Here is a 20,492-nt window from a genome sequence, read left to right as displayed (position 1 = left end):
CGCCCCGATGACGTGGTTGGCGCATATCGACGCCGTTCATTGCGGCAATGATTGGCCTGCGGTATTCGATGCGACAGGACCGGTCAGCGGACGCGCCCTGATCGGCAAGGCGGTCTATGCCGCGGAGTTACTCACCACACTCGAATCTCGACCGTGCCGGGCAGTGCCCGCCTTGCTCACTGTCAACGCCGATGCCCTGGCGCTCCTTCTTGGCGGGGCGGCCGCAAATCGGCCGCTTGCGCCGCTCGGCCCGAGGCTCACCCCGGCCGAACTGGCCGCCGTCCTGTTCGCAACCGACGCCAGGGTGCTGTTGACGGAGCCCGCCTTCGCTGAAACCGCGCGTGCCGCTGCCGAACTGGCCAACGTCCGCGTCGTGTCGCTCGGATCGCTGCCCTCCTCCGTCGGCCGACTGGATGGGAACTGCGAGGTGGCGTTCCATCTGCACACGGCGGGCACGACCGGTGCGCCGAAGCCGGTGGCTTTCACCCCTTCCGTTCTGGTCGCGCGCGGTGAGGTGCTCACCGAACTGGTCGGGTTCGGGGCCGGGGACCGCTACGCGACCGGCTCGCCGATACATCACATCGGCGGTCTGGGGAACGTCCTCGCGGCACTGGGCGCCGGCGCGGCCATCCTGCCCACCACTCATTTCTCCGCTGCCTGGTGGCGCAGCCTTCGTGAGTTCGGCGCGACTCACTGCCTTTTGGTGCCGAGCATGATCGAAATGTTGCTGCAGGACGGACTCCTCGATGCCGTTCCGCTGCGCAGCCTGATCTACGGCGCCTCGCCGATCACCGAGTACACCCTGAGCCGGGTACTTCACACCCTCCCTGGCGTGCGAGTCGTCAGCCTGTTCGGTCAGACCGAAGGCAGTCCGATCACCAGCCTCGGCCCAGATGACCATCGGCGCGCGGTGGAAGGCGCGCCCCACCTGCTGGGTACGGTCGGGCGCGCTGTTCCCGGATTGCGCCTTGCCATCGACAGTCCGGACGAAACCGGAACCGGAGAGGTGCTCGCGGCGGCATCGCATTTGTCGGTCTGCGGTTTGGATGGCTGGCTACACACCGGCGACCTCGGCGTCATCGATGCCGACGGCTATCTGCGGCTCGTCGGGCGACAACACGACATGGTGGTCCGCGGGGGTGAAAACATCTACCCGGTGGAAGTCGAGAACGTGCTGTGTTCACATCCCCGCGTCGCGGCGGCGGCGGTGATCGGCGTGGCCGATACCCGGCTGGGCGAGACCCTGGCGGCGTACATCGTCCCCGTCGACCGACATGACCCTCCCGACGAGAATGATCTCCGGTCCTTCACACGCGCGCGGCTGTCGGGGTTCAAGGTGCCTGCCACCTGGTCGCTGCTCGATCGGTTGCCGCGCAACAGCGCAGGCAAGCTGAACCGGATGGCGTTGCGGCAGATGCACGATCGGGCGGGAGGCTAACCCGGGTGCTCCCATCGCCGGCACCGCTCGATCAGAATGCGTGCCAACACTTCTGGATGACTGATCATCACCTCATGGCACGCGTCGACGGGAATGATGGTTTCGACGCCGCCAAGCGCCTCGATGCTGTCCCGCTGCGAGGAAACCGAAAGTGCCCGATCGCGAGTCGTCAAGATCCAGGTCCTGGGCACGTCGGTGGGCAGGCCGCTGCGATCGACGGCTTCGGCGGGAACACGCGCCGATTCCGGGTAGAGCCGCGACAACGTGAACCGTCGTTGTTGTCTGGTCATACCATTGCAGAACGCGTAGCGTGCGGCGAACTTCGGCACCTCCCTTGGCTTGCCGATCTTCGCGTAGCGCCGGGCGAACCAGGCCAGCGGCCCGTCAAGAGTGTCCACAATGGCTGCGCCCTGCGGCGGCACGAACGCGGTCGCCAGAATCATCTCTCGCACCCGGGCCGAGCCGAGTTTGGTGACGACACCCGGCACCGTCACACCGGCCATCGAATGGCCGACGATCACGATGTCGCCGAGGCCGGCCTCCTCGATGTCCGCGACGACCGAATTCACCCACTCCCCAATGGTGACGGTGGCGAGGTTCCCCGCCTTGGCGCCGTGGCCGGGAAGATCCATCGCGAGCGTCCGCAATTCCGGAGCCTGGCTGCGCAATTCGACAAGGGTCGGTTCCCAGCAATCACCCGCGTGCTCGCCGCCGTGGACCAGGACGAGGTCGGGCAGTGCCATGTCGGCGAATCCTTCCGGTCAGCGGTGCACGAGTTGGGATGCCAGCATGTCGATGTCGGCGCGGAAGTCGGTGAGGCTCCTGCTGGCAGGCTCGATCGTGATCCAGGTGACGCCTGCTTCGGCGTACGCGTCAAGTTGAGGCGTCACCGCGGAGCAGAAGGCCTTGCTGTCACCGCTCGTCAGCAGTTCGGCCTCGAACGGGACAAACGATACGTCGGCGGCGCAACGACCGAACTCCGCGCGCCGCTTGTTGATGCCGGCGATCCAGTCGGCCAGTGTGGCAATGTCTTCCAGCGGTCGCGCGCGCGTGATCGCCGCCATCTCACCGGACGCGGCCATCGGCATCCAGCCGTCGGCCACTTCGACGATCCGGCGCTGCGCGGCGTTACTGTTCCCGCCGATCCAGATCGGCGGCCCGCCCTCGGTCGGTGGAGGGGGCAAGGCGACGTGGCCTTGCACTCCGAAAGCCGGTCCGTCGTGGTCGCGACAGGCCCATGTCGCCCGCCACGCCTCGATCGCCTCGTCGAGTAACGCGCCGCGGCGACCGAAGTCGGCGCCCAGCGCCTCGAACTCGGACTTGAGATAGCCCGCGCCGGTGCCCAACGTGAAGCGTCCGCCCGACAGCAGATCAAGGCTGGCGGCCGCCTTGGCGGTCAGATACGGATTGCGGTAACCCGAGACCAAAATGTAGGTCATCACCTGAATGCGCGTCGTCGCGGCCGCGGCGAAGCTCAGGGACACGAACGGGTCGAACGCGTGGTGGCCACCGTTGGCCAGCCAGCCCTTGTCGGGATAAGGGTGTTCCGACATCGAGAATCCGTCAAAACCGGCCTCTTCGACCAGTTTCGCGACGTCACCGATCGAGGCGCCCTCGCACCAGTCATTCCAGTGCTTGACTGCGCGCATCGGGAACATCAAGTTGTAGTGCATCGCACTCCTATCTCACTGTGCCTGTTTCAACAACGACCTGGCGATCACTTCGCGCTGGACTTCGGTGGCCCCTTCGCCGAGCCGCTTCACCCTCAGGTCGCGGAACCAGCGCTCCAGCGGCAACTCGTCGGAAAGCCCGAGCGCGCCGTGGATCTGGATGCACCGGTCAAGCACCTTATACGCGGCTTCGGTGCCGAACATCTTGGCCACCGACGCGTCGACGCGGACGTCCCGATTCAGGTCGGCATTCCAGGCCGCCTGATACATCAGTAGCCGGGCCGCACGCAGCTCCACTTCGCTGTCGACCAGCATCCATTGGATGCCCTGTTTGTCGGCAAGCTTGCCGCCGAACACGTCACGGTCCTGCGCCCACGCGCACGCCATGTCCAGTGCGGACTGCGCGATGCCGATCGGCCCCGCTGCGTAGATGATTCGGCCATGCACCAGGAAATCGCTGGCCAGGCTGAGGCCCTGCCCCTCCTCGCCGATCAGCTGTTCCTCGGGAATCCGGACATTGTCGAAGTGCAACTCGTAAGGAGCGAACGACGCCATGACGCCGATGCGGCTGAATATCACACCCGGCGTGTTCTTTTCGAGGATGAATGCCGACACACCGGTCCGGCCTTCACCGGTGCGCGCGTAGACGACACCCCAGTCGGCATCGGGCGCGTGTGAGATCCACATCTTGGAGCCGTCGAGCACGTAGGTTCCACCGTCGCGAGTTGCGCTGAGCTGAATCGCACGCGCGGGGTCCGATCCGCCCGAGGCCTCGGTGATCGCGGTGTATGCCTTCGACATGGTGCCATCGATGATGGGCCGGGCATACCTCTCGAACTGCTCGGGTGACGCCTTGAACATGATGTTCGGTGGATTGCCGCCGAATGCGCCGAGCGCCGGAAAGAAGGCTCCCATACGGCATTTCGCGGCCTCCTCGGCGACGACCACCTGCCCGAGTACGCTGAGCCCGGCGCCGCCGTGCCTCTCGGGTGTCTGGAGCGACCACAGTCCGAGCGCACGGGCCTTGTCCTGCAGTTCGACCAGGCGCTCGCGCGGCAGCCCGATCGCGTCGTGGTCGAGTTTCTCCTCGATCGGGTGCACGTGAGCATCCATGAAGCGCCGCACGGTGTCCCGCAGCATCACCAACTCATCTGGCAGCTCCCATGCACCGGTTTCGCCGGCAGGCGCGGGCATGTCAGACGCGCGACGTCGCGGCCGCCCGCAGATCCCGCGCGCTCTGCAACTGCGGCTCGTGGTTGGCCTCATACCGCTCGATCCATTCGTGCGGCAGCTTGCCCCACGCCTCGCCGATCCGCAGCCGCTGTCCGGAGCTGAACACCTCGGCGGCCACCACATCGCCGACGAAGATGGTGTTTTCGTCATTGTCCAGCGAGCCGGTGACGCGGCATTCGACGTAGCTGTGCGCATCGAGGAGTACCGGTGCCCCCGTGACGCCAGCCTTGGTGCGCAACCGCGACATCTTGTCGCCGTCACGACCGCTGCTGCCACCGAGGGTCATCAGGATCTCCAACGACTTGTCTACCTCGCCAGGATCCGCGGACAGCATGTGCATCACGAAAATGCCCGAGTCGATCAGCATGTCATGCGTGCGGTTGTATTTCGTCAGGCTGACGGTGGCGCGGGGCAGCTCCGGAACGATGCTCGCCGCGCCCGCCGACAACGACATCAGACCGTTGGCGAAGCCGTCGTCGATGGTGGTGACGGCGACGGGGAAGGGTCTCAATCCGGCGAGGACGGCATTGGCTGCCTCGTGGTCGATGGTCATATTGCTCCTCGCGTCCGCGGTGGTCATCGGTTCCTCCTGTTGTTATCCGAGCGTGAAGGGGTCCCGGGTTGCCCCTGAGAGCTCCACCCACACCGCTTTGGTCTCGGTGAAGTCCTTGACGGCGTCGATGCCGTTCTCCCGGCCGATGCCGCTGTGCCCCATGCCGCCGAACGGAACGTGCGGCGCCACAACGCGATAAGCGTTGACCCATACAGTTCCGGCCTTCAATTTCGCCGCGACGCGGTGCGCGCGGTGGACGTCCTTTGTCCACACCGATCCCGCAAGGCCGAATTCGGTGGCGTTCGCCGCGGCGATGGCCTCGTCTTCGTCGCTGAACGTCATGACCGCCAGCACCGGACCGAAGATCTCCTCGGCCACCGCCCGCATCGACGGATCCACGTCAGTCAGCACCGTTGGCTTGACGAAGAACCCGCCGAGCTCACCGGCGGGTTCGCCCCCGTAGGCCACCGTCGCCCCCTGTTCGCGCGCGGATGCGAAGTGTGACAACACCTTTTCGTATTGAGGCTGGTTCGACACCGGTCCCATCTCGGTTGAGGGGTCCTTGGGATCGCCTAGCTTGATCGTCGCCGCCCTGGTAACGATGCGTTCCACCAATGCGTCGGCGACGCTCTCGTGCACCAGAAGTCGTGAGCCGGCAAGGCACGTCTGGCCGGTAGCCGCGAACACCCCGGCGATCACGCCGTTGGCCGCCGCGTCGAGATCGGCGTCAGCGAATACCACCTGCGCCGACTTACCACCGAGTTCCAGCGAGAAGCGGGTCATATTCTCGATTGCGGCCTTGCCGACCGAGATCCCGGTCGCTGTGGAACCCGTGAACGCGACCTTGTCCACGTCGGGATGCGAGGCCAGTGCTGCTCCCGTTTCCGGTCCCCATCCGGTGACGACGTTGATCACGCCCGGCGGGAAACCCGCCTCGGCGAACAACTTTGCGAAGGCGAGTGTCGACGTCGGTGTGTGGTCGCTCGGCTTGACCACAAAGGTGCAACCGGCAGCGAGGCCCGCGGCGAGCTTCCAGGTCAACAGCAGAAGCGGCGAGTTCCACGGCGTGATCGCCCCCACCACGCCGACCGGCTCATGCCGGGTGTAGACGAAGTAGTTCGGCTTGTCTGTGGGCAGCACCTCGCCCTGCAGTTTGTCGGCCAGCCCCGCGTAATAGAAGTAGTAGTCCGGCAGGGACCGCATCTGACCGACCATCTCGCGGACGAGCTTGCCGCCGTCACGGACTTCGAGGTCGGCCAGATTCTCCGCTTCACGCGCGATGATCTCGCCGAGCCGCCACAGCAGCTTGCCGCGATCGGTCGCTGTGAGCTGAGCCCATGGCCCGTTCAGCGCGGACCGCGCGGCAGCAACCGCTCGATCGACGTCGGCCACCGCGCCGTCGGGGACGCGGGCCCAAGGCCGTCCGGTGTACGGGTCGACGCTGTCGTAGGTGGCGCCCGAGGCCGCGGCCGTCGGTTCACCGCCGATGAGCAGTTCGAACTCGACCAGTCGCTGGGTAACGGTGTCAGTCATGCGATCTCCTCATCGAGTCCGCGGCTTCTTCTTGTTGGCGCGGGAATCGGTCCGGCCTGCGCCCGGATTGCCCAGATCTGTGTAGAACTTGCCGTGCCGCGCAGCGGTGCTCGGTGCCAGGTCGCGGGCCTCCCACATGGCGCGGACGGTGCCCTGAACGCTCAGGGGCCGCCGTGCGGCGATCTCGCACGCCAATTCGGTTGCTCGCGAACGCAATTGATCGTCGGGAACGACCTCGGTCACGATGCCTATCCGCAGAGCTGTCTGCGCGGAAATCCGTTCCTCACTGCCGAGCAGCGCCCACCGCATCACCTCGCCGTAGGGCACACCGAGCGCGAGCATGCCCATCGGTTCCAGGGCGGAGACGATGCCGGCATTGGCGTGCGGATCGAAAAAGGTTGCCGTCTCGCTACAGATGGCGAAATCGCATTCGTTGACGAAGTACATCGCCCCGCCGGCCACGATGCCGTGCAGCGCCGCGATCACCGGCTTCCATACCCGGTGCGCTTTCGGCCCCAGCAGCTCGCCTGGGTCTTCCTGGTTGAAGATCGGCTTGTGTGTCCACCAGGTTCCTTCGGACACGTCAATCCCGGTGCAGAAGGCTCGGTCGCCGTTCGCGCGCAGCACGGCGACCCGGATGTCGTCATCGTCGCGGACCTTTGCCCACACCGCGGAAAGCTCGTCGGCCATCTCTTCGGTAAAGCTGTTCAGCTTCTCCGGCCTATTCAGTGCCACCGTCGCGACGTGCTCGCTTACGGCGAAATCGATTGTGCGCAGGTTCTCCAGGTCAGTCACGGGCCGATCCTACATGTGTAACCTGGTTAGCTATCTCGCGTTTGAGGATCTTCCCCGCAGGTCCCAGCGGGAACTCGTCGCGATATTCGAATCGGCGCGGCTGCTTGTAACCGGCCAACTCGGCCCTGCACAACGCCGTGAGTTCGGCGGTCAGCGCGGCACGATCGTTGACGTGGGACTTCGGGATGACAACGGCGACGGGAGTCTCGCCCCACTCGGGATCCGGCACCCCGACGACCGCGACCAGGTCCACGCCTGTGTTCTGCGCGATGACCCGCTCGATCTCGGCGGGGTAGACGTTGAAACCGCCGGAGATGATCATGTCGGTCTTGCGGCCCGTGATGTGAAGATAGTTCTCATCGTCCAGGTATCCCAGGTCGCCGGTGAGCAGCCCGTCCGGCCGGAACGTCGCCGCGGTCTGGGTCGGACGGTTCCAGTAGCCGACCGCGTTGGCGGGGCTGACGATGACGATCTCGCCGACCTCGCCGCAGGGTACGTCGTTTCCGTTGCCGTCCACCACGGTGATGCGGCACATCGGGGTCTCCTTGCCGCATGACGTGGCGATCGATGTCTTGCCTGCAACGATGTCGCGGTGATCCTGTGGAGTCAGGATGGTGGCCTGCCCGCCGCATTCGGTGAGACCGTATCGCTGCTGCAAATCACAGCCGAGCAGATCCATCGCCTTGCGGGCCAGGCCGGGGGGCACCGGCGCCGATCCGTAGGAGATGCGGCGCAGGCTGGACATGTCGCGGTGCGGGCCGTTCTCCAGGATGGCCAGCACCCGATGCAGCATCGTGGGAATGAACGTGGTGAAAGTGATTGAACTGCGCTCGATCTCGTCTATCACCGCGTGCGGATCGAAACGCTGGTGAATCACCATTGTCTGGCCCAGGTATAGCCAGGAGACCGTGCGGACCATGCCGCCCGCGGTGAAGAACGGCGTGGTGGCCAGCATCACGTCGGACCGGTCGGCCTCGGTCACGAGGTTGGTGTCCGCTGCCTGGTAGAGCAGGCCGCGATGGGTGTGCATGACGCCCTTGGCCCGGCCGGTGGTGCCGCTGGTGTAGAGGACGACCGCGATGTCATCGGGGGTGACCGCAACCGGCGGGGCGACGGGTTCGGCCGTCGAGAGGACGGATTCGTACTCTGTACCGATCGTCAGCTTGACCGCCAGTCCGTCGACTTCAGCGGCGAAACTCTGGTACTGGTCGGCGTGGATGATCGCCGCGCGGGCTCCCGAGTCGTCGCGCACGTGCGCAACCTCTTCGGGCGCGAGGCGGATATTGACCGGCACCGCAATGAGGCCTGCCTTCGCCAGCCCGAACGAGATCTCCGGCCATTCAATGCAGTTGCGCGCGATCACCATCACCCGGTCCCCGGGTACCAGCGCGGTGCCTGCGAGATGGTTTGCGAGCCGCTTCGACCGCTCGTCGACCTGCGACCAGGTACGGGTCCGGCCTGCGTCGACGAGCGCCCGCTTGCCGGGATAGCGGCGAGCGTTGTTGGTCGAGATGTCTGAAATGAGCATCATCAGATGAGAAACGCCAAGGTGTCGATCGGGCCGGCTGCATCGATCAGATGAACGATCTTGCGGACCAGTCGGAGGCCGTTCGGTGACCGCCGAAGGGTGTGGACGACCCGGCCCGCCCAGAACCGCTGGCGTACCCGGTATTCGAACAGGGCGAAGTTCGACTCCACCGTCACGGTGTCGTCGATCTGCTCGACGACCTCGCTGTTGGACAGCAGTCTGCGCATCACCGACGGCGGTGTCTGGGAATGCCGGTTGCCGGTGTTCAGCTGTGCCACCCGGCTTTTGATTCGCCTGCGGTTGTCGTTGATGTAGGCCAGCGTCGTTCGTGCATCATCGTCGGGGTGCATGGGAATGCGGTACAGAACGTTCTCGTCATCGTCGGCCCACAACGATTCCCATTCCGAGTAGCGGCCCTCGTCGGCCAGCCGGGATTCCAGATACAGAAACGACAAGACGTCGGCATCCGGTAGCGGCCGTAACACAGGTGTGGACTCAGGTTGAGTCGTGACGGTCATCGCCTCAGGACTTTCCGCCGACTACTGCGGCCCATTGCGAGTAGAAGCCCCGTTGTGGCGTCTCGGCGCTCTTGTCGCGGTTGATGATTCCGGTCTCGTCGGTGATGTCGTCGTCCATCCCGCGCGCCAGCATCAGCCACTCCGGCAGTTCGGCCGCGAGCCCGGCCTGGTTGCGCATCCCGATCTCCCCGTCGTCGGCGATCAGGAAGCCCGCGGGTCCCATCGCGCCCTCGGAGCGCCGCAGCGTGCGTTCGTTGAGATCGTCATGGCCGGGGATCAACACCGCGGTGGTATAGGCGATCGTGCGGTCGGGAGCTTGTGGTTCGACGAACATCACGTTCATCTCCGCCAGAAACAGGTTCGGCCAGATCAAAGTGTGCGGGGGACCGACCACCAGTGCATCGTGCGCCTGATCGGGGCCGTAGGCCCTCTCGAGGGCGTCGACATAACCCGCCAGCTTGGCCCGCGGGATACGGCCGTACCACACGAATTCCTCGTCCAGCTTTCGGTATTCGTCGCTGTAGTCGATCTCCGAATGGCCGCCGCCGATGTCGCGGACCAGAACGTCGACCTTGGTCGGGACATGGGACACCTTCGCCGGCTTGATGGCGTCATACACCGATGCGTGGGTGAACAGCGCGTGGTAGCCGTCGACGTTGTTCTCCACCACCATCTTCCAGTTGGCGTGATGGAGGTGCTTCATCCAGTTGGCCCGCAGGTCGATGCTGCGGTCGGGGGACAGGTTCAACAGCCGGTCGATCGCGTGCGTCGCCCCTCCGAGGTGCTCGGACAGCGAGACGCCGTCGGCCGCCAGCGAGGCGAACACGAATCCGCCATAGCTGTCGATCCTGGGCGCCTGCGCCAGGCCCAGGTCGGCGCGCACCTCGGCGAACCCCTCTCCGTAGCCTTCGCGCATCGGAACACCTTGCAGCGCGCCGGTGTTGCTGAACGTCCAGCCGTGATAAGGGCAGCGAAACGAGTTGGCGTTGCCCTTGTCGGCATTGCACAGTTTGTTCGCGCGGTGTGTGCAGCGGTTCAGCAGCACACGCACAACACCGTCCTTGCCGCGCACCACGACGACGGGATCCGATCCGATCATCCGGGTGAGGTAATCGCCCGGCTCGTTGACTTCGCTTTCGTGCGCGACGTATACCCAGCCGGTCTTGAAGATGGTGTCCATCTCACGGCGGAAGATCTCCGGCGAGGTGTAGACCGAGCCGTGCACGCGGTCGCTGCGAACGACGGTGGCCGCATCGAAATCCTCGGCGGACGTTGTTGTCTCGAGAGTCGTCACTCGGCCTCCAGGTTGACTGCGGGGATCGCCACGTCGCCGAGGCGACGAAATGCGACGTGCACGGTGGCACCGATGCGCGGTGCGGCATCGGTCGGTGTAAGGGTGGTCATGATGATCCGATGACCGCTGTCCATCTCGACGTCGACGATGGGGTAGGGGTCGGTGGCGCGCACCAGTCCCGCTTCCCGTCGGTGCATCATCGTCGCTGCGTGCACGATCCCGCGCGGGTGCACTTGTCTCCAAACGGGTTCGGTGCGACCGCAGGCATCGCAGGTCTGCTGTTCGAGTTCGAGCGCTAATTCGCAGCCTGCGCAGAAGGGCAGCGCGAGGTCGCCGCGCGCCGCGGCGTCGTAGAGCGGGCGAAGGGCGTCGCCGTTGATCGCAGGCGCCAGCGCGGGTTCGAGCAGCCAGTCCTGGCGGGCCGACGTCGTGAGGGCCGTCATGCCGCTCGCTCCAGTATCAGCGCGGCATGGTGATCCATCCGACCGCCTATCCCGCCGACCAGCGCCACGGTGGCGTCGGGGACCTGACGATCTCCGCCGACCCCACGAAGCTGGATCACTGCCTCGGCCAACGGTGTCATGCCCTGCAGGTAGAAGCCGGAGAGTTGGCCGCCGCCGGTGTTCACCGGCAGCACTCCGCCTGGGCCGGCCCGACCGTCCTGCATGAAGACGCCCGCGGGGGTATCGCCGGTGAGCCGGTACTCGTCGAGCAGGGCCAGCGTCACAATCGAGAACGGGTCGTACAGCTCGGCGATGTCGAGCTCGGCGCGCGTGATACCGGCCTCATCGAGCGCGTCGTCTACGGCGCGGCGGCCTCCGCCGAACCATGACTCCGCACCGGCGCGGCGGCGCCGCACGGGATGATCGCGACCTGTTCCGAGAATCCGCAGCCGGGTCGCGCCAATCGAATCTCGGCCCGAAAGAACCACTGCCACAGCGCCATTGACCGGCCGTGCGCAGTCAAGCAGACGCAATGGTTCGGCGATCATCGGGCTGGCCGCATAACCGTCGGAGTCGAGCGGTTCGCGGCTGACCGCGTCTGGGTTGCCCGTCGCCCAGCGCCGAGCCGTGGTCGCCACCGCAGCCAGCGCATCGGCGGAGGTACCGGTGACGTGGAGCCAACGCTGGGCCAGTAACGCGTAGGTCGGGACCGAGCCCAGTAGGCCCGACGCTCGTTCCATACCGCGTGTGCCGGTATTGCCGCCGCTGTGGGCGTACGTCGAACCCGACCCTTTATCCGCGACGAGTGGGGCGTCGGCGAATACGCACACCACCGTGGCCGCTTCTGCGTCCGCGATGGCTTTGCGGGCGCGCTCGACCATCGCGATCGTGGTGGCGCCCTTTATTTCGACGTGCTCCAACAGTCGCAGATTGCCGAACCCACCCTGGGCGGCGAAGCCCACGCCCAACCGGTCGGGCCGCACCCCCTGCGAGGACCCGACCAGCAGCCCGTCCACATCGGCCAGTTCGATGCCCGCGTCGGCGAGCGCCGAGGCGGTCGCCTCGCACGCCAACTGCAGGGGAGTCCCGCCGGGCACCAGTGACATCGGTGTCATCCCCATGCCGACGATGGCGACGCTGTCTCTGTCGCTCATTTCCTGGGCTTCCGTTCACCGCGGTAGTTGCCGACCCTCAGCCAGTCTTCCCGATCCTCCGCCGTGGCCACCGTGAAGCTGGACAGCTCGAGTGGGTCAAGGAAGGCCTCGTCGCCGGTCTCGAGATCCTCGACCAACAGCCGTGGGCCATTGCCGTTCCTGTCGAGCCACAGTCGCACGGCCGCGAACTCGTTGATCAGGATCGCCAGTTCGCGGCGCTTCGGATTGCCGCTCGATGCGTCCATGGCGATGGGCTTTCTGCGCAGGTTGGCTGAATCGGTGAATACCCACACAGTATTACCGCATACTAGTGTCAGAATCAATGTCCGAACGCGGATCGAGTATTGCACGAGATAGCGGTCAACATGCAGACTGGCTGCAGGAACGCTGGAACCACAGAGGCGACACATCTGTCAGAAACAAGTCCCAAAGGAGCAGCATGACCGACACCGCCGTGCCCGGCGCTGTGATCGACACGAATGACTACCGCAGCATCTGGATGTACCTCAAGGAGCTCGAGTTCCGGCAGGGCTTCACCGAGGTACGGGTCAACGGGGCGGCCGTACGCACGCGCTATGCCGAGGCCGGCTCACCGGAGAAGCCACATATTGTCCTGCTGCACGGGACCGGCGGGCACTGGGAGACGTTCGCACCCAATCTCGCGGCACTTTCCGAGCACTTTCACTGCGTGGCGATCGACATGATCGGGAACGGGTTCTCCGACAAGCCCGACTACGACTACGAGATCGCGGTCTACATCGACCATGTGCTCGGCGTGATGGATCACTTCGGCATGGCGCGGGCACATTTGATCGGGATGTCGCTGGGCGCGTGGGTCGCCTCGACGATCGCCGTGAGCCATCCCGATCGCGTTGAGAAGGTCATCCTGATGTCGCCGGCGGGCAAGGAGGCCACGGCGTCGAACATGGCAAGGATCCGTGCCGAACGCACGAAGGCGGTCAACGAACCGACGTGGGAGTCCCTTCACGCGGTGTTCGCGCATCTAATCGCCGAAGAGGCCAACCGGCTGCCCGACCTGATCGGCCTGCGCCAGGCCGTCTATCAGCGCGACGACACCCGCAAGACAATTGATCGTCTGTTGATCCTGCAGGACGCCGCCGCGCGCGACCGCAACCTCATCCCCGAGGAGAAATGGCGAGGCATCACCGCACCGGTGATGATCGTCGCCTCAGGGAGAGACCACGGCGTCTATCAAGAGACGGCCGCCTCGATCGCCGGGCTGATCCCGAACTCGGAGGTGTTCGAGATGCCCGAGGTGCGGCATTGGCCGCACTTCGAGGACCCCGAATCGTTCAATCCTGCCGCTGTCTCGTTCCTGCGCCGATGACGCGGCCCGGGCCGGGGGAGATCGCCGACATCGCTCGTCGGCTCTACACAGCCGAGCAGGAGCGCAAGCCGATCCGGCAACTGTCACTGGACTATCCGGAGATGACGATCGACGACGCCTATGCGGTTCAGCGTGAGCTGGTCGAACTCAAGGTCGCCGACGGACGGGTGGTGAAGGGCCGCAAGATCGGACTGACCTCGAAGGTCATGCAGCGCGCGGTGTCGATCGACGAGCCCGACTACGGGGCGCTCTTCGATGACATGTTCGTCGACGACGGCGGCCGGGTGCCGCCCGGTCGCTTTATTCGTCCGCGAGTCGAGGTGGAGTTGGCGTTCGTCCTTGGCGAGCCGTTGTGCGGGCCGGACGTCACGCTTTCCGAGGTGCTGCGCGCGACCGAGTTCGTCAGGCCGGCAATGGAGATTCTCGACGCCCGGGTACAGATGTCCGACCCCGAGACCGGTCATCTGCGCACGATCGTCGACACCATCGCAGACAACGCGGCCGACGCCGGGCTGGTCCTTGGCGGACGGGAGTTTCGGCCGCTCGACGTCGACTTGCCGTGGGTGGCGGCAGTGTTGAGACGCAACGGCACGATCGAAGAATCCGGGGTGGCCGCCGCGGTGCTCGACCATCCTGGGAACGGCGTCGCCTGGCTGGCGAATCGTCTTGCCCCGCATGGGGTTTCCTTGTGTGCTGGCGAGGTTATCCTGTCCGGGTCGTTCACCAAGCCGGTGTTCGCCGAGCCCGGCGACACTTTCGTTGCCGACTACGGCCCGCAGGGCACGGTGTCGGTGACCTTCGACCGGGAGCCACAGCGGTGACGAACCGGTGGGCCGAGCGAATCGGCGAAGGCCGTCCCCGATTCGGCCTTTGGGTGGCTTCAGGTAGTAGCTATGTCACCGAGATCTGCGCGGGGTCGGGCATCGACTGGGTACTGATCGACCATGAGCATGCCCCCAACGATCTGCGCACCACGTTGGACCAGCTGCAGGTGCTGGCCGGCTACCCGGACGTCGACGTCGTGGTGCGACCGCCCGCGGCCGACCCGGTCTACATCAAGCGGCTGCTCGACATCGGCGCACAGAACATCATCGTGCCGATGATCGACGGCCCCGAGGAGGCGGCCGCCGCCGTCGCTGCCACCCGCTATCCGCCCGCCGGTATCAGGGGGGTGGGTAGCGCGCTGGCGCGGGCGTCGCGGTGGAATCGCATCACCGACTATCTCGCTACCGCCGATCAAGGTGTGTCGTTGACAGTTCAGGTCGAATCGACGGCCGGCCTGGCGGCACTTGGCGATATCGCGGACGTCGATGGTCTCGACGCGGTGTTCATCGGACCCGCCGACCTGGCTGCGTCCATGGGCCGCCTCGGCCAGCCCGAGCACCCGGAGGTGGTGGGCACCATCGAAACCGCACTGAACGAAATCGTCGAGCATGGCAAGAGCGCGGGGGTTAACGCGTTCAACCCGACGTTCGCGCAGCGGTATCTCGCGGCCGGCGCGAGGTTCGTTCTCGTCGGCGCCGACGTTGCTTTGCTCGCCCGCGGCGCCGATCAGCTGGCGGCCCGGTATCGCGGTGGCCGCGAACCGTAAGAACAAAGCTATAACTATCTAGCTGTTTGGCCGTTATGGTTGTTGGATGGATCCCAATCCCGACTACGACGCGAGCGACGAGCTGGAGTACGGCGTCAATTGGTTCGCGTGGATATTGCGCGGCGCCTATCCGCCGCCCGCATACCCGCCCGTTTAGGACGATCGGCCCGCATCAGGCCTGGCGCGCTCGTGGGCCAGGCCTCGGTGGTGCGGTGGATCGGTAGTGGTGTCCGGCGGGTGTGGTGAATTCAGCTGTATGGACGCCCTTCTCGTCGTCACCAGCAACGACCTGCCAGCCCGGTGATTCTTTGGTGTAGTTGCAGCGTTCGCATTTGCCCAGACCGCATCTTGACATGAGGCAACAGGCAAGGCCTGTGGATGAAATCCAGACGGTGGATAAGTCCGTTTGGCCGTTGACTGGCAGCGTCGCCGCCGACTGTGCTCACCGGCGTATCTGACTTGCGCGTCACAATCGACATGGGAACCACTACACGTTCCTAGGTGGAATTCGATGCTGGAGCTTTATTTCTGACTGTTGTGTCACTTATACTCGGGCGTTATGGACCTGGAGTTCTCACCGGATCAAGAGCAGTTCCGCGACCGGGTCCGAACCTGGCTGGATGAGAACAAGCCGACCGAGCCAAGGCCTCGCGACGACGCAGGCATCCGCGAGTACGACCTGGCGTGGCAGCGCACCCAGTGGGAGGGCGGCTGGGCGGGCATCGCGTGGCCGACCGCGTACGGAGGCAAGGGGCTGACCCTGCTGCAGCAGCTGATCTGGTACGAGGAATACGCCGCACGCGGCTTTCCCGGGATCGACGCATGTTTCGTCGGGCTTTCACACGCCGGACCCACGTTGATCACCCGGGCCGCCGAGGATCAGAAATCGTTTCACCTTCCGAAGATCCTGCGCGGCGACGTCATCTGGTGTCAGGGCTTCTCTGAACCCGAAGCAGGCTCGGATCTGGCTGCGCTGCGGACCAAGGCGGTGATCGACGGCGACGAATTGGTGGTGTCGGGGCAGAAGCTGTGGACAAGCTTCGCCACCGTTGCCGACTACCAGGAATTGCTGGTGCGCACGGACAACAGCGGTAGCAAGCACACCGGAATCACATGGGTCATTTGCGACATGTCGACGCCGGGTATCGAGGTACGCCCCATCGAGACCATTGAAGGCGGTTCAGAGTTTTGCGAGGTGTTCTACGACAACGTCCGGATCCCCATGTCGAATGTGGTGGGCGAGGTCGGCGAAGGCTGGTCGGTCGCGATGGCGACGTTGTCGTTCGAGCGGGGTACCGCGTTCACCGCGAACCAGGTGCGGCTCGCCAAGATCATCGAGGACCTGATCGACTACGCCCGTGATCACGTCGGCCCCGACGGTCGTCGACCTGCGATCGCCGACGATGAGATCGCCAGACGACTGGCAAGGGCTCGCGCCTCTGTCGCGTCGCTGCGGGCGTTGACCTACACCAACATCTGCGAGGCGATGAAGACCGAGACGCCCGGCCCGCGCGGCTCGATCGTGAAGCTGATGTATGCCGAACTGGCCAAGGAGATCGGCAAGCTGGCGATGGACGTCGTCGGCCCCGCGGCGATCCGGCGGTCGTCGCGGTGGGACGCGGACGGCTGGGCGGGCTATTACTACTACTCGTTCTCGCAGGCCATCGGAGGCGGGACATCGGAAATCCAGCGCAACATCATCGGTGAACGCGTGCTGGGTCTGCCGCGATGACAGGAGAAGGTCATGGATCTGCTGCCCGGGCCTGAACAGCTCGAGCTCGTCTCGGCCGCGGGTGAGTTCCTGTCCGACCGGATGCCGATCGAACGAATCCGCGCCGACCGGGACGCACAATCGGCTGTGTCGCAACGAATCTGGCGCGAGGGCGCGGAACTGGGCCTACTGACGCTGGGCTTGCCAGAAGAGTTCGGCGGCTCGGGTCGGCCCCTCGGTGATGAGGCGCTGTTGCACGTCGAACTGGGCAGGAACCTGGCACCCGGACCGTTCCTCGCCACCACCCTCGCGGCGCGGATCGCAGCGAGATGTGGCGATAGTGCACTCGCCGACCAGATCGGTTCGGGGAAGGCCCTGGTCTCACTAGCGGTGTTGCGCGGCGACGGTGACGTGAGACCGATCAAAGGCACCTTCGACCTGTTCGATCATGTCGATGCTCGGTATGCGCTCGTGGTCGCGCGCGAGGGGGCGGCGCTGGTCGATATCGCCTCGTTCGGGCGGCCCGTCATCGTCGAATCGGCCGATCCTGGAACTCGGATGGCAACGGCCACTGTGCAATCCGCCGAACCAGTGCACTGGCTGTCGGCCGACAACGAGTGGATCTGGGGTCGTGCAGTAGCGTTGTCGGCCGCCTTTCTCACCGGCCTTGCGAGTGCCGTAACGGAGCAGGCGACCGAATACGCCAAGACGCGGGTCCAGTTCGGCAAGCCCATCGGGATGCACCAGGCCATCAAACACACCTGCGTGAACATGGAGATCGCTGCGCAGGCCGCTCATGCTCAGACGTTGTTCGCGGCGATCGCACTGGAGTCCGGCCGATCCGACGCTCTGCTGCAACTGCTTTCAGCCGTGACGGTTGCCGGGTCTGCCGCCGTGGACAACGCCGCCGCGGGCATCCAAGTGTTCGGCGGAATGGGATACACCTTCGAAAACGACATGCACCTCTATCTCAAGCGTGCCCACGTCTTCCGCCATCTCTTCAGCGAGCCGACCGACGTTCTCGCCGAACTGCTGGCGCAGGACCGCGCACAGTGAACGCAAAGGTCGCCATCGCAGGCGTCGCGTTATCGGATGTGGGCCGCGTCGATGACAAGGGTCCCTATGAGTTGATGGCACAGGCCAGTCGCTTGGCGCTGGCGGACGCCGGTTTGACGCCAGCCGATGTCGACGGATTGGCGTCGACCGGCCAGGGCACCTTGCCTCCTGTCGATGTGGGCGAGTATCTGGGGCTACGGCCGCGGTGGGTGGACTCGACCGCTGTCGGCGGTGCCTCATGGGAGGTAATGGCTTCGCACGCGGCCGACGCGATCACCGCCGGTCACGCCGACGTCGTGCTACTGACCTATGGTTCGACTGCGCGCGCCGACCTCAAGAAGGGCTTGCGCGGCGCGAATATCAACTGGGGTGCGCGCGGGCCGCTGCAGTGGGAGGCGCCCTATGGGCACACCCTCATCTCGAAGTACGCCATGGCGGCGCGTCGGCACATGCACCAGTACGGCACCACCATCGAGCAGCTCGCCGAGGTCGCGGTGTCGGCACGATTCAACGCCGCCGACAATCCGGACGCTTACTACCGTGAGCCGATTTCGATCGACGATGTGCTCGCCGGACCGATGATCGCCGATCCTTTCACCAAGCTGCACTGCTGTATTCGCAGTGACGGCGGTGCGGCGGTGGTACTGGTCAACGCCGACCGGGCCAAGGATCTGCGATCGCGACCGGTATGGGTGCTCGGCGCGGCAGAATCCACCTCACACATGCTGAGCTCGCAGTGGGACGACATGACGGTCGGACCCGCCGCCGTGAGCGGGCCGCTGGCGTTCGCGCGTGCCGGGGTGCGGCCGGCGGACGTCGATGTGGCCGAGTTGTACGACGCGTTCACCTACATGCTGTTGCTCACGCTCGAAGACCTCGGCTTCTGTCCGAAGGGGGAGGGCGGCCGCTTCGTCGAGAAGGGTTCGTTGCGGCTCGGCGGAGAGCTGCCCACCAACACCGACGGTGGCGGCCTTTCGGCATGTCATCCGGGTCAGCGCGGATTGTTCCTGCTTGTCGAGGCTGCTCGTCAGTTGCGGGGCGAGTGCGGACCGCGACAGGTGCCCGATGCAAAGATCGCCTGCGTCAGTGGCACCGGCGGGTGGTTCTGTTCAAGCGGCACAATGGTTCTCGGCGCCGAGGAGCCCTAGATGGATCAGCCGCCGTTGTGCGCGGATCTCGGGAATACCCGGTCCATGTTGGAAGCGGCAGCGCAGGTGCATGGTGACCGGGAAGCCTATGTCGAACCGGGCGCACGGATCAGTTTCGCCGAGTGGATCGAGCGGGCTCGCGCCGTCGCAGCGCAATTCCTGGAGTTGGGCGTTGACAAGGGTGACGTCGTGGCGCTGTGGCTGCCCTCGGGTATCGACTATGCGACGTGTTATGCGGCGGCGGCGATGATCGGCGCGATCACCACCGGGCTGAACCCGAGACTTGGTCCGCGGGAGATCGAATCGATTCTGTCTCGGGCTGATCCGTCATTGGTCGTGGCCGACGAGCGGCTCGGCGCGATCCCGGCCGGCGGACGTCGCGTGTTGCCGCGTGCATCGATGTCCGCCGCCCCCGTCCACGGCGATCTGCCTGCGGTGGAATTGAACCCGCGAGATCCCGTGAGCCTGATCTTCACCAGCGGAACCACCGGGCTGCCCAAGGGCGCGGTGTACGACGCCGCAGGCCTGGCAGCCGGCGCGATGTCGGCAGGTGTGATGAGCGCACCATTTGACCGCAGACTCACGTCTACACCGTTCGCCCACGCCGGCTACATGTTCAAGCTGTGGGATCAACTGACGTGGGGCACCACGTTGGTGGTCCCGCCAGCCCCGTGGTCGGCCGCGGGCATGTTCGACGTCTTGCGCACGGAGAGAATCACCGTTGCCGGTGCGGTACCCACCCAATGGGCCAAGCTGCTCGAAATCGAGGGTGTAGGCCGGGAGTCGCTGGCGCATCTGCGAATTGGAGTCGTCGCAACCGCGCCGGCTTCGCCCGAACTGGTTCGGCGCGTCCGGCAACGGTTCGGCGTCCCACTGGTCGTGCGTTATGCGATGACCGAATGCCCGACGATCTGCGGAACGGCGCCCGATGACCCGCCCGAGATCCAATCCGCGACGGTAGGCCGTCCCGCGGCAGGCATGGAGGTACGCGTTGACGACGGCGGCGTCGTCGAGGTGCGGGGACCGTGTGTGATGCGCGGCTACTGGCGTAATCCCGTGCTGACCGCGGAGGTGCTGCGGGCGGGCTGGCTGCGGACCGGTGACATCGGAACGCTCGACGGGAACGGCTACCTGTCGATCGTCGGCCGGACTGGCGATATGTATATCCGCGGTGGCTACAACGTGCACCCGGTCGAGGTCGAACGAGTGCTTGCCGCCCATCCCGACGTAAAAGAGGCAGTCGTGGTAGGTCGGTCCGCTCCGGTGATCGGCGAGATCGGTGTCGCGTTCGTCGTGCCCATTGATCCGAGGAATCCGCCCACGCTGCAAGAACTCCGGGCTTGGGTGTCCCGCCAGTTGGCGGACTACAAGGCACCGGACGACGTGGTGGTCGTCGATGCGCTGCCCTTGACGGCGATGCTCAAGCCGGACCGGGCGGCACTGCGCGCGGCGACCCCACGGTCCTCATGAAAGAAGATT

20 protein-coding genes and 1 pseudogene are annotated in these 20,492 nt (G+C 65.4%); 9 read left to right on the top strand and 12 right to left on the bottom strand.

Annotation, left to right across the window (positions count from 1 at the left end; genetic code table 11):
- Positions 1–7 precede the first annotated feature (7 nt).
- Positions 8–1,438, top strand: coding sequence for a class I adenylate-forming enzyme family protein (locus QOC76_RS22655; protein ID WP_526360598.1), 1,431 nt, complete (start codon positions 8–10; stop codon positions 1,436–1,438).
- Here QOC76_RS22655 and QOC76_RS22650 read toward each other — a convergent pair.
- From QOC76_RS22650 to QOC76_RS22595, 12 genes are read right to left on the bottom strand one after another with little or no spacing between them, the layout of a single operon-like run.
- Positions 1,435–2,181 (bottom strand): alpha/beta fold hydrolase, encoded by a 747-nt coding sequence (locus tag QOC76_RS22650; RefSeq protein ID WP_526360596.1) that lies wholly within the window; start codon positions 2,179–2,181, stop codon positions 1,435–1,437. The genes QOC76_RS22655 and QOC76_RS22650 overlap by 4 nt on opposite strands.
- 18 nt (positions 2,182–2,199) lie before the next feature.
- Positions 2,200–3,111 carry an LLM class F420-dependent oxidoreductase gene (locus tag QOC76_RS22645; protein ID WP_526360594.1) on the bottom strand — a complete coding sequence of 304 codons (912 nt, stop codon included), beginning with the start codon at positions 3,109–3,111 and terminating at the stop codon, positions 2,200–2,202.
- A 12-nt stretch (positions 3,112–3,123) separates the two neighbouring features.
- The gene (locus QOC76_RS22640; RefSeq protein ID WP_526360592.1) at positions 3,124–4,302 is read right to left on the bottom strand and encodes an acyl-CoA dehydrogenase family protein; all 1,179 of its coding nucleotides are present in this window, start codon (positions 4,300–4,302) and stop codon (positions 3,124–3,126) included.
- A gap of 1 nt (position 4,303) precedes the next feature.
- A complete protein-coding gene (locus QOC76_RS22635; protein ID WP_526360636.1) occupies positions 4,304–4,894 on the bottom strand; it encodes a flavin reductase family protein in 591 nt (196 codons plus the stop codon).
- Positions 4,895–4,936: 42 nt separating this feature from the next.
- Positions 4,937–6,427 (bottom strand): aldehyde dehydrogenase, encoded by a 1,491-nt coding sequence (locus QOC76_RS22630; protein WP_526360590.1) that lies wholly within the window; start codon positions 6,425–6,427, stop codon positions 4,937–4,939.
- Positions 6,428–6,436: 9 nt separating this feature from the next.
- Positions 6,437–7,222, bottom strand: a complete 786-nt coding sequence (locus QOC76_RS22625; RefSeq protein WP_526360588.1) for an enoyl-CoA hydratase/isomerase family protein — start codon at positions 7,220–7,222, stop codon at positions 6,437–6,439.
- Positions 7,215–8,750, bottom strand: coding sequence for a class I adenylate-forming enzyme family protein (locus QOC76_RS22620; protein ID WP_526360586.1), 1,536 nt, complete (start codon positions 8,748–8,750; stop codon positions 7,215–7,217). Before QOC76_RS22620 ends, QOC76_RS22625 begins: the two co-directional genes overlap by 8 nt.
- 2 nt (positions 8,751–8,752) lie before the next feature.
- Positions 8,753–9,268 carry an aromatic-ring-hydroxylating dioxygenase subunit beta gene (locus tag QOC76_RS22615; protein WP_526360584.1) on the bottom strand — a complete coding sequence of 172 codons (516 nt, stop codon included), beginning with the start codon at positions 9,266–9,268 and terminating at the stop codon, positions 8,753–8,755.
- A 4-nt stretch (positions 9,269–9,272) separates the two neighbouring features.
- Positions 9,273–10,562 carry an aromatic ring-hydroxylating oxygenase subunit alpha gene (locus QOC76_RS22610; protein ID WP_526360582.1) on the bottom strand — a complete coding sequence of 430 codons (1,290 nt, stop codon included), beginning with the start codon at positions 10,560–10,562 and terminating at the stop codon, positions 9,273–9,275.
- Positions 10,559–11,005: a Zn-ribbon domain-containing OB-fold protein gene (locus QOC76_RS22605; protein ID WP_526360580.1), complete on the bottom strand. Its 447-nt coding sequence runs from the start codon at positions 11,003–11,005 to the stop codon at positions 10,559–10,561. The genes QOC76_RS22610 and QOC76_RS22605 overlap by 4 nt, the downstream gene beginning before the upstream one ends.
- Complete coding sequence (locus QOC76_RS22600) at positions 11,002–12,159, bottom strand: thiolase family protein (RefSeq protein WP_526360578.1); 1,158 nt, start codon at positions 12,157–12,159, stop codon at positions 11,002–11,004. The genes QOC76_RS22605 and QOC76_RS22600 overlap by 4 nt, the downstream gene beginning before the upstream one ends.
- On the bottom strand, positions 12,156–12,404 hold the full coding sequence (locus tag QOC76_RS22595) for a hypothetical protein (RefSeq protein WP_526360576.1): 249 nt from the start codon (positions 12,402–12,404) through the stop codon (positions 12,156–12,158). The genes QOC76_RS22600 and QOC76_RS22595 overlap by 4 nt, the downstream gene beginning before the upstream one ends.
- A 194-nt stretch (positions 12,405–12,598) precedes the next feature.
- Between QOC76_RS22595 and QOC76_RS22590 the strand changes: the two genes are divergently transcribed.
- From QOC76_RS22590 to QOC76_RS22555, 8 genes and pseudogenes are all read left to right on the top strand, one after another.
- Positions 12,599–13,507, top strand: a complete 909-nt coding sequence (locus QOC76_RS22590) for an alpha/beta fold hydrolase (RefSeq protein ID WP_526360574.1) — start codon at positions 12,599–12,601, stop codon at positions 13,505–13,507.
- The gene (hpaH, locus tag QOC76_RS22585; RefSeq protein WP_526360572.1) at positions 13,504–14,328 is read left to right on the top strand and encodes a 2-oxo-hept-4-ene-1,7-dioate hydratase; all 825 of its coding nucleotides are present in this window, start codon (positions 13,504–13,506) and stop codon (positions 14,326–14,328) included. The genes QOC76_RS22590 and hpaH overlap by 4 nt, the downstream gene beginning before the upstream one ends.
- Complete coding sequence (locus QOC76_RS22580; protein ID WP_526360570.1) at positions 14,325–15,098, top strand: aldolase/citrate lyase family protein; 774 nt, start codon at positions 14,325–14,327, stop codon at positions 15,096–15,098. The genes hpaH and QOC76_RS22580 overlap by 4 nt, the downstream gene beginning before the upstream one ends.
- Before the next feature lie 46 nt (positions 15,099–15,144).
- Positions 15,145–15,255, top strand: a pseudogene (locus QOC76_RS22575) (CAP domain-containing protein); the annotation flags it as partial.
- A gap of 402 nt (positions 15,256–15,657) precedes the next feature.
- A complete protein-coding gene (locus QOC76_RS22570; RefSeq protein WP_526360568.1) occupies positions 15,658–16,830 on the top strand; it encodes an acyl-CoA dehydrogenase family protein in 1,173 nt (390 codons plus the stop codon).
- Positions 16,831–16,842: 12 nt separating this feature from the next.
- Positions 16,843–17,865, top strand: coding sequence for an acyl-CoA dehydrogenase family protein (locus QOC76_RS22565; RefSeq protein WP_526360566.1), 1,023 nt, complete (start codon positions 16,843–16,845; stop codon positions 17,863–17,865).
- Positions 17,862–19,013: a thiolase family protein gene (locus tag QOC76_RS22560; RefSeq protein WP_526360564.1), complete on the top strand. Its 1,152-nt coding sequence runs from the start codon at positions 17,862–17,864 to the stop codon at positions 19,011–19,013. The genes QOC76_RS22565 and QOC76_RS22560 overlap by 4 nt, the downstream gene beginning before the upstream one ends.
- Positions 19,014–20,483: a class I adenylate-forming enzyme family protein gene (locus tag QOC76_RS22555; RefSeq protein ID WP_526360562.1), complete on the top strand. Its 1,470-nt coding sequence runs from the start codon at positions 19,014–19,016 to the stop codon at positions 20,481–20,483.
- Positions 20,484–20,492 lie beyond the last annotated feature (9 nt).

It is taken from the genome of Mycobacterium sp., assembly GCF_032159565.1.
Lineage (GTDB): Bacteria > Actinomycetota > Actinomycetes > Mycobacteriales > Mycobacteriaceae > Mycobacterium.
This window is presented reverse-complemented; position numbering and strand designations above follow the sequence as displayed.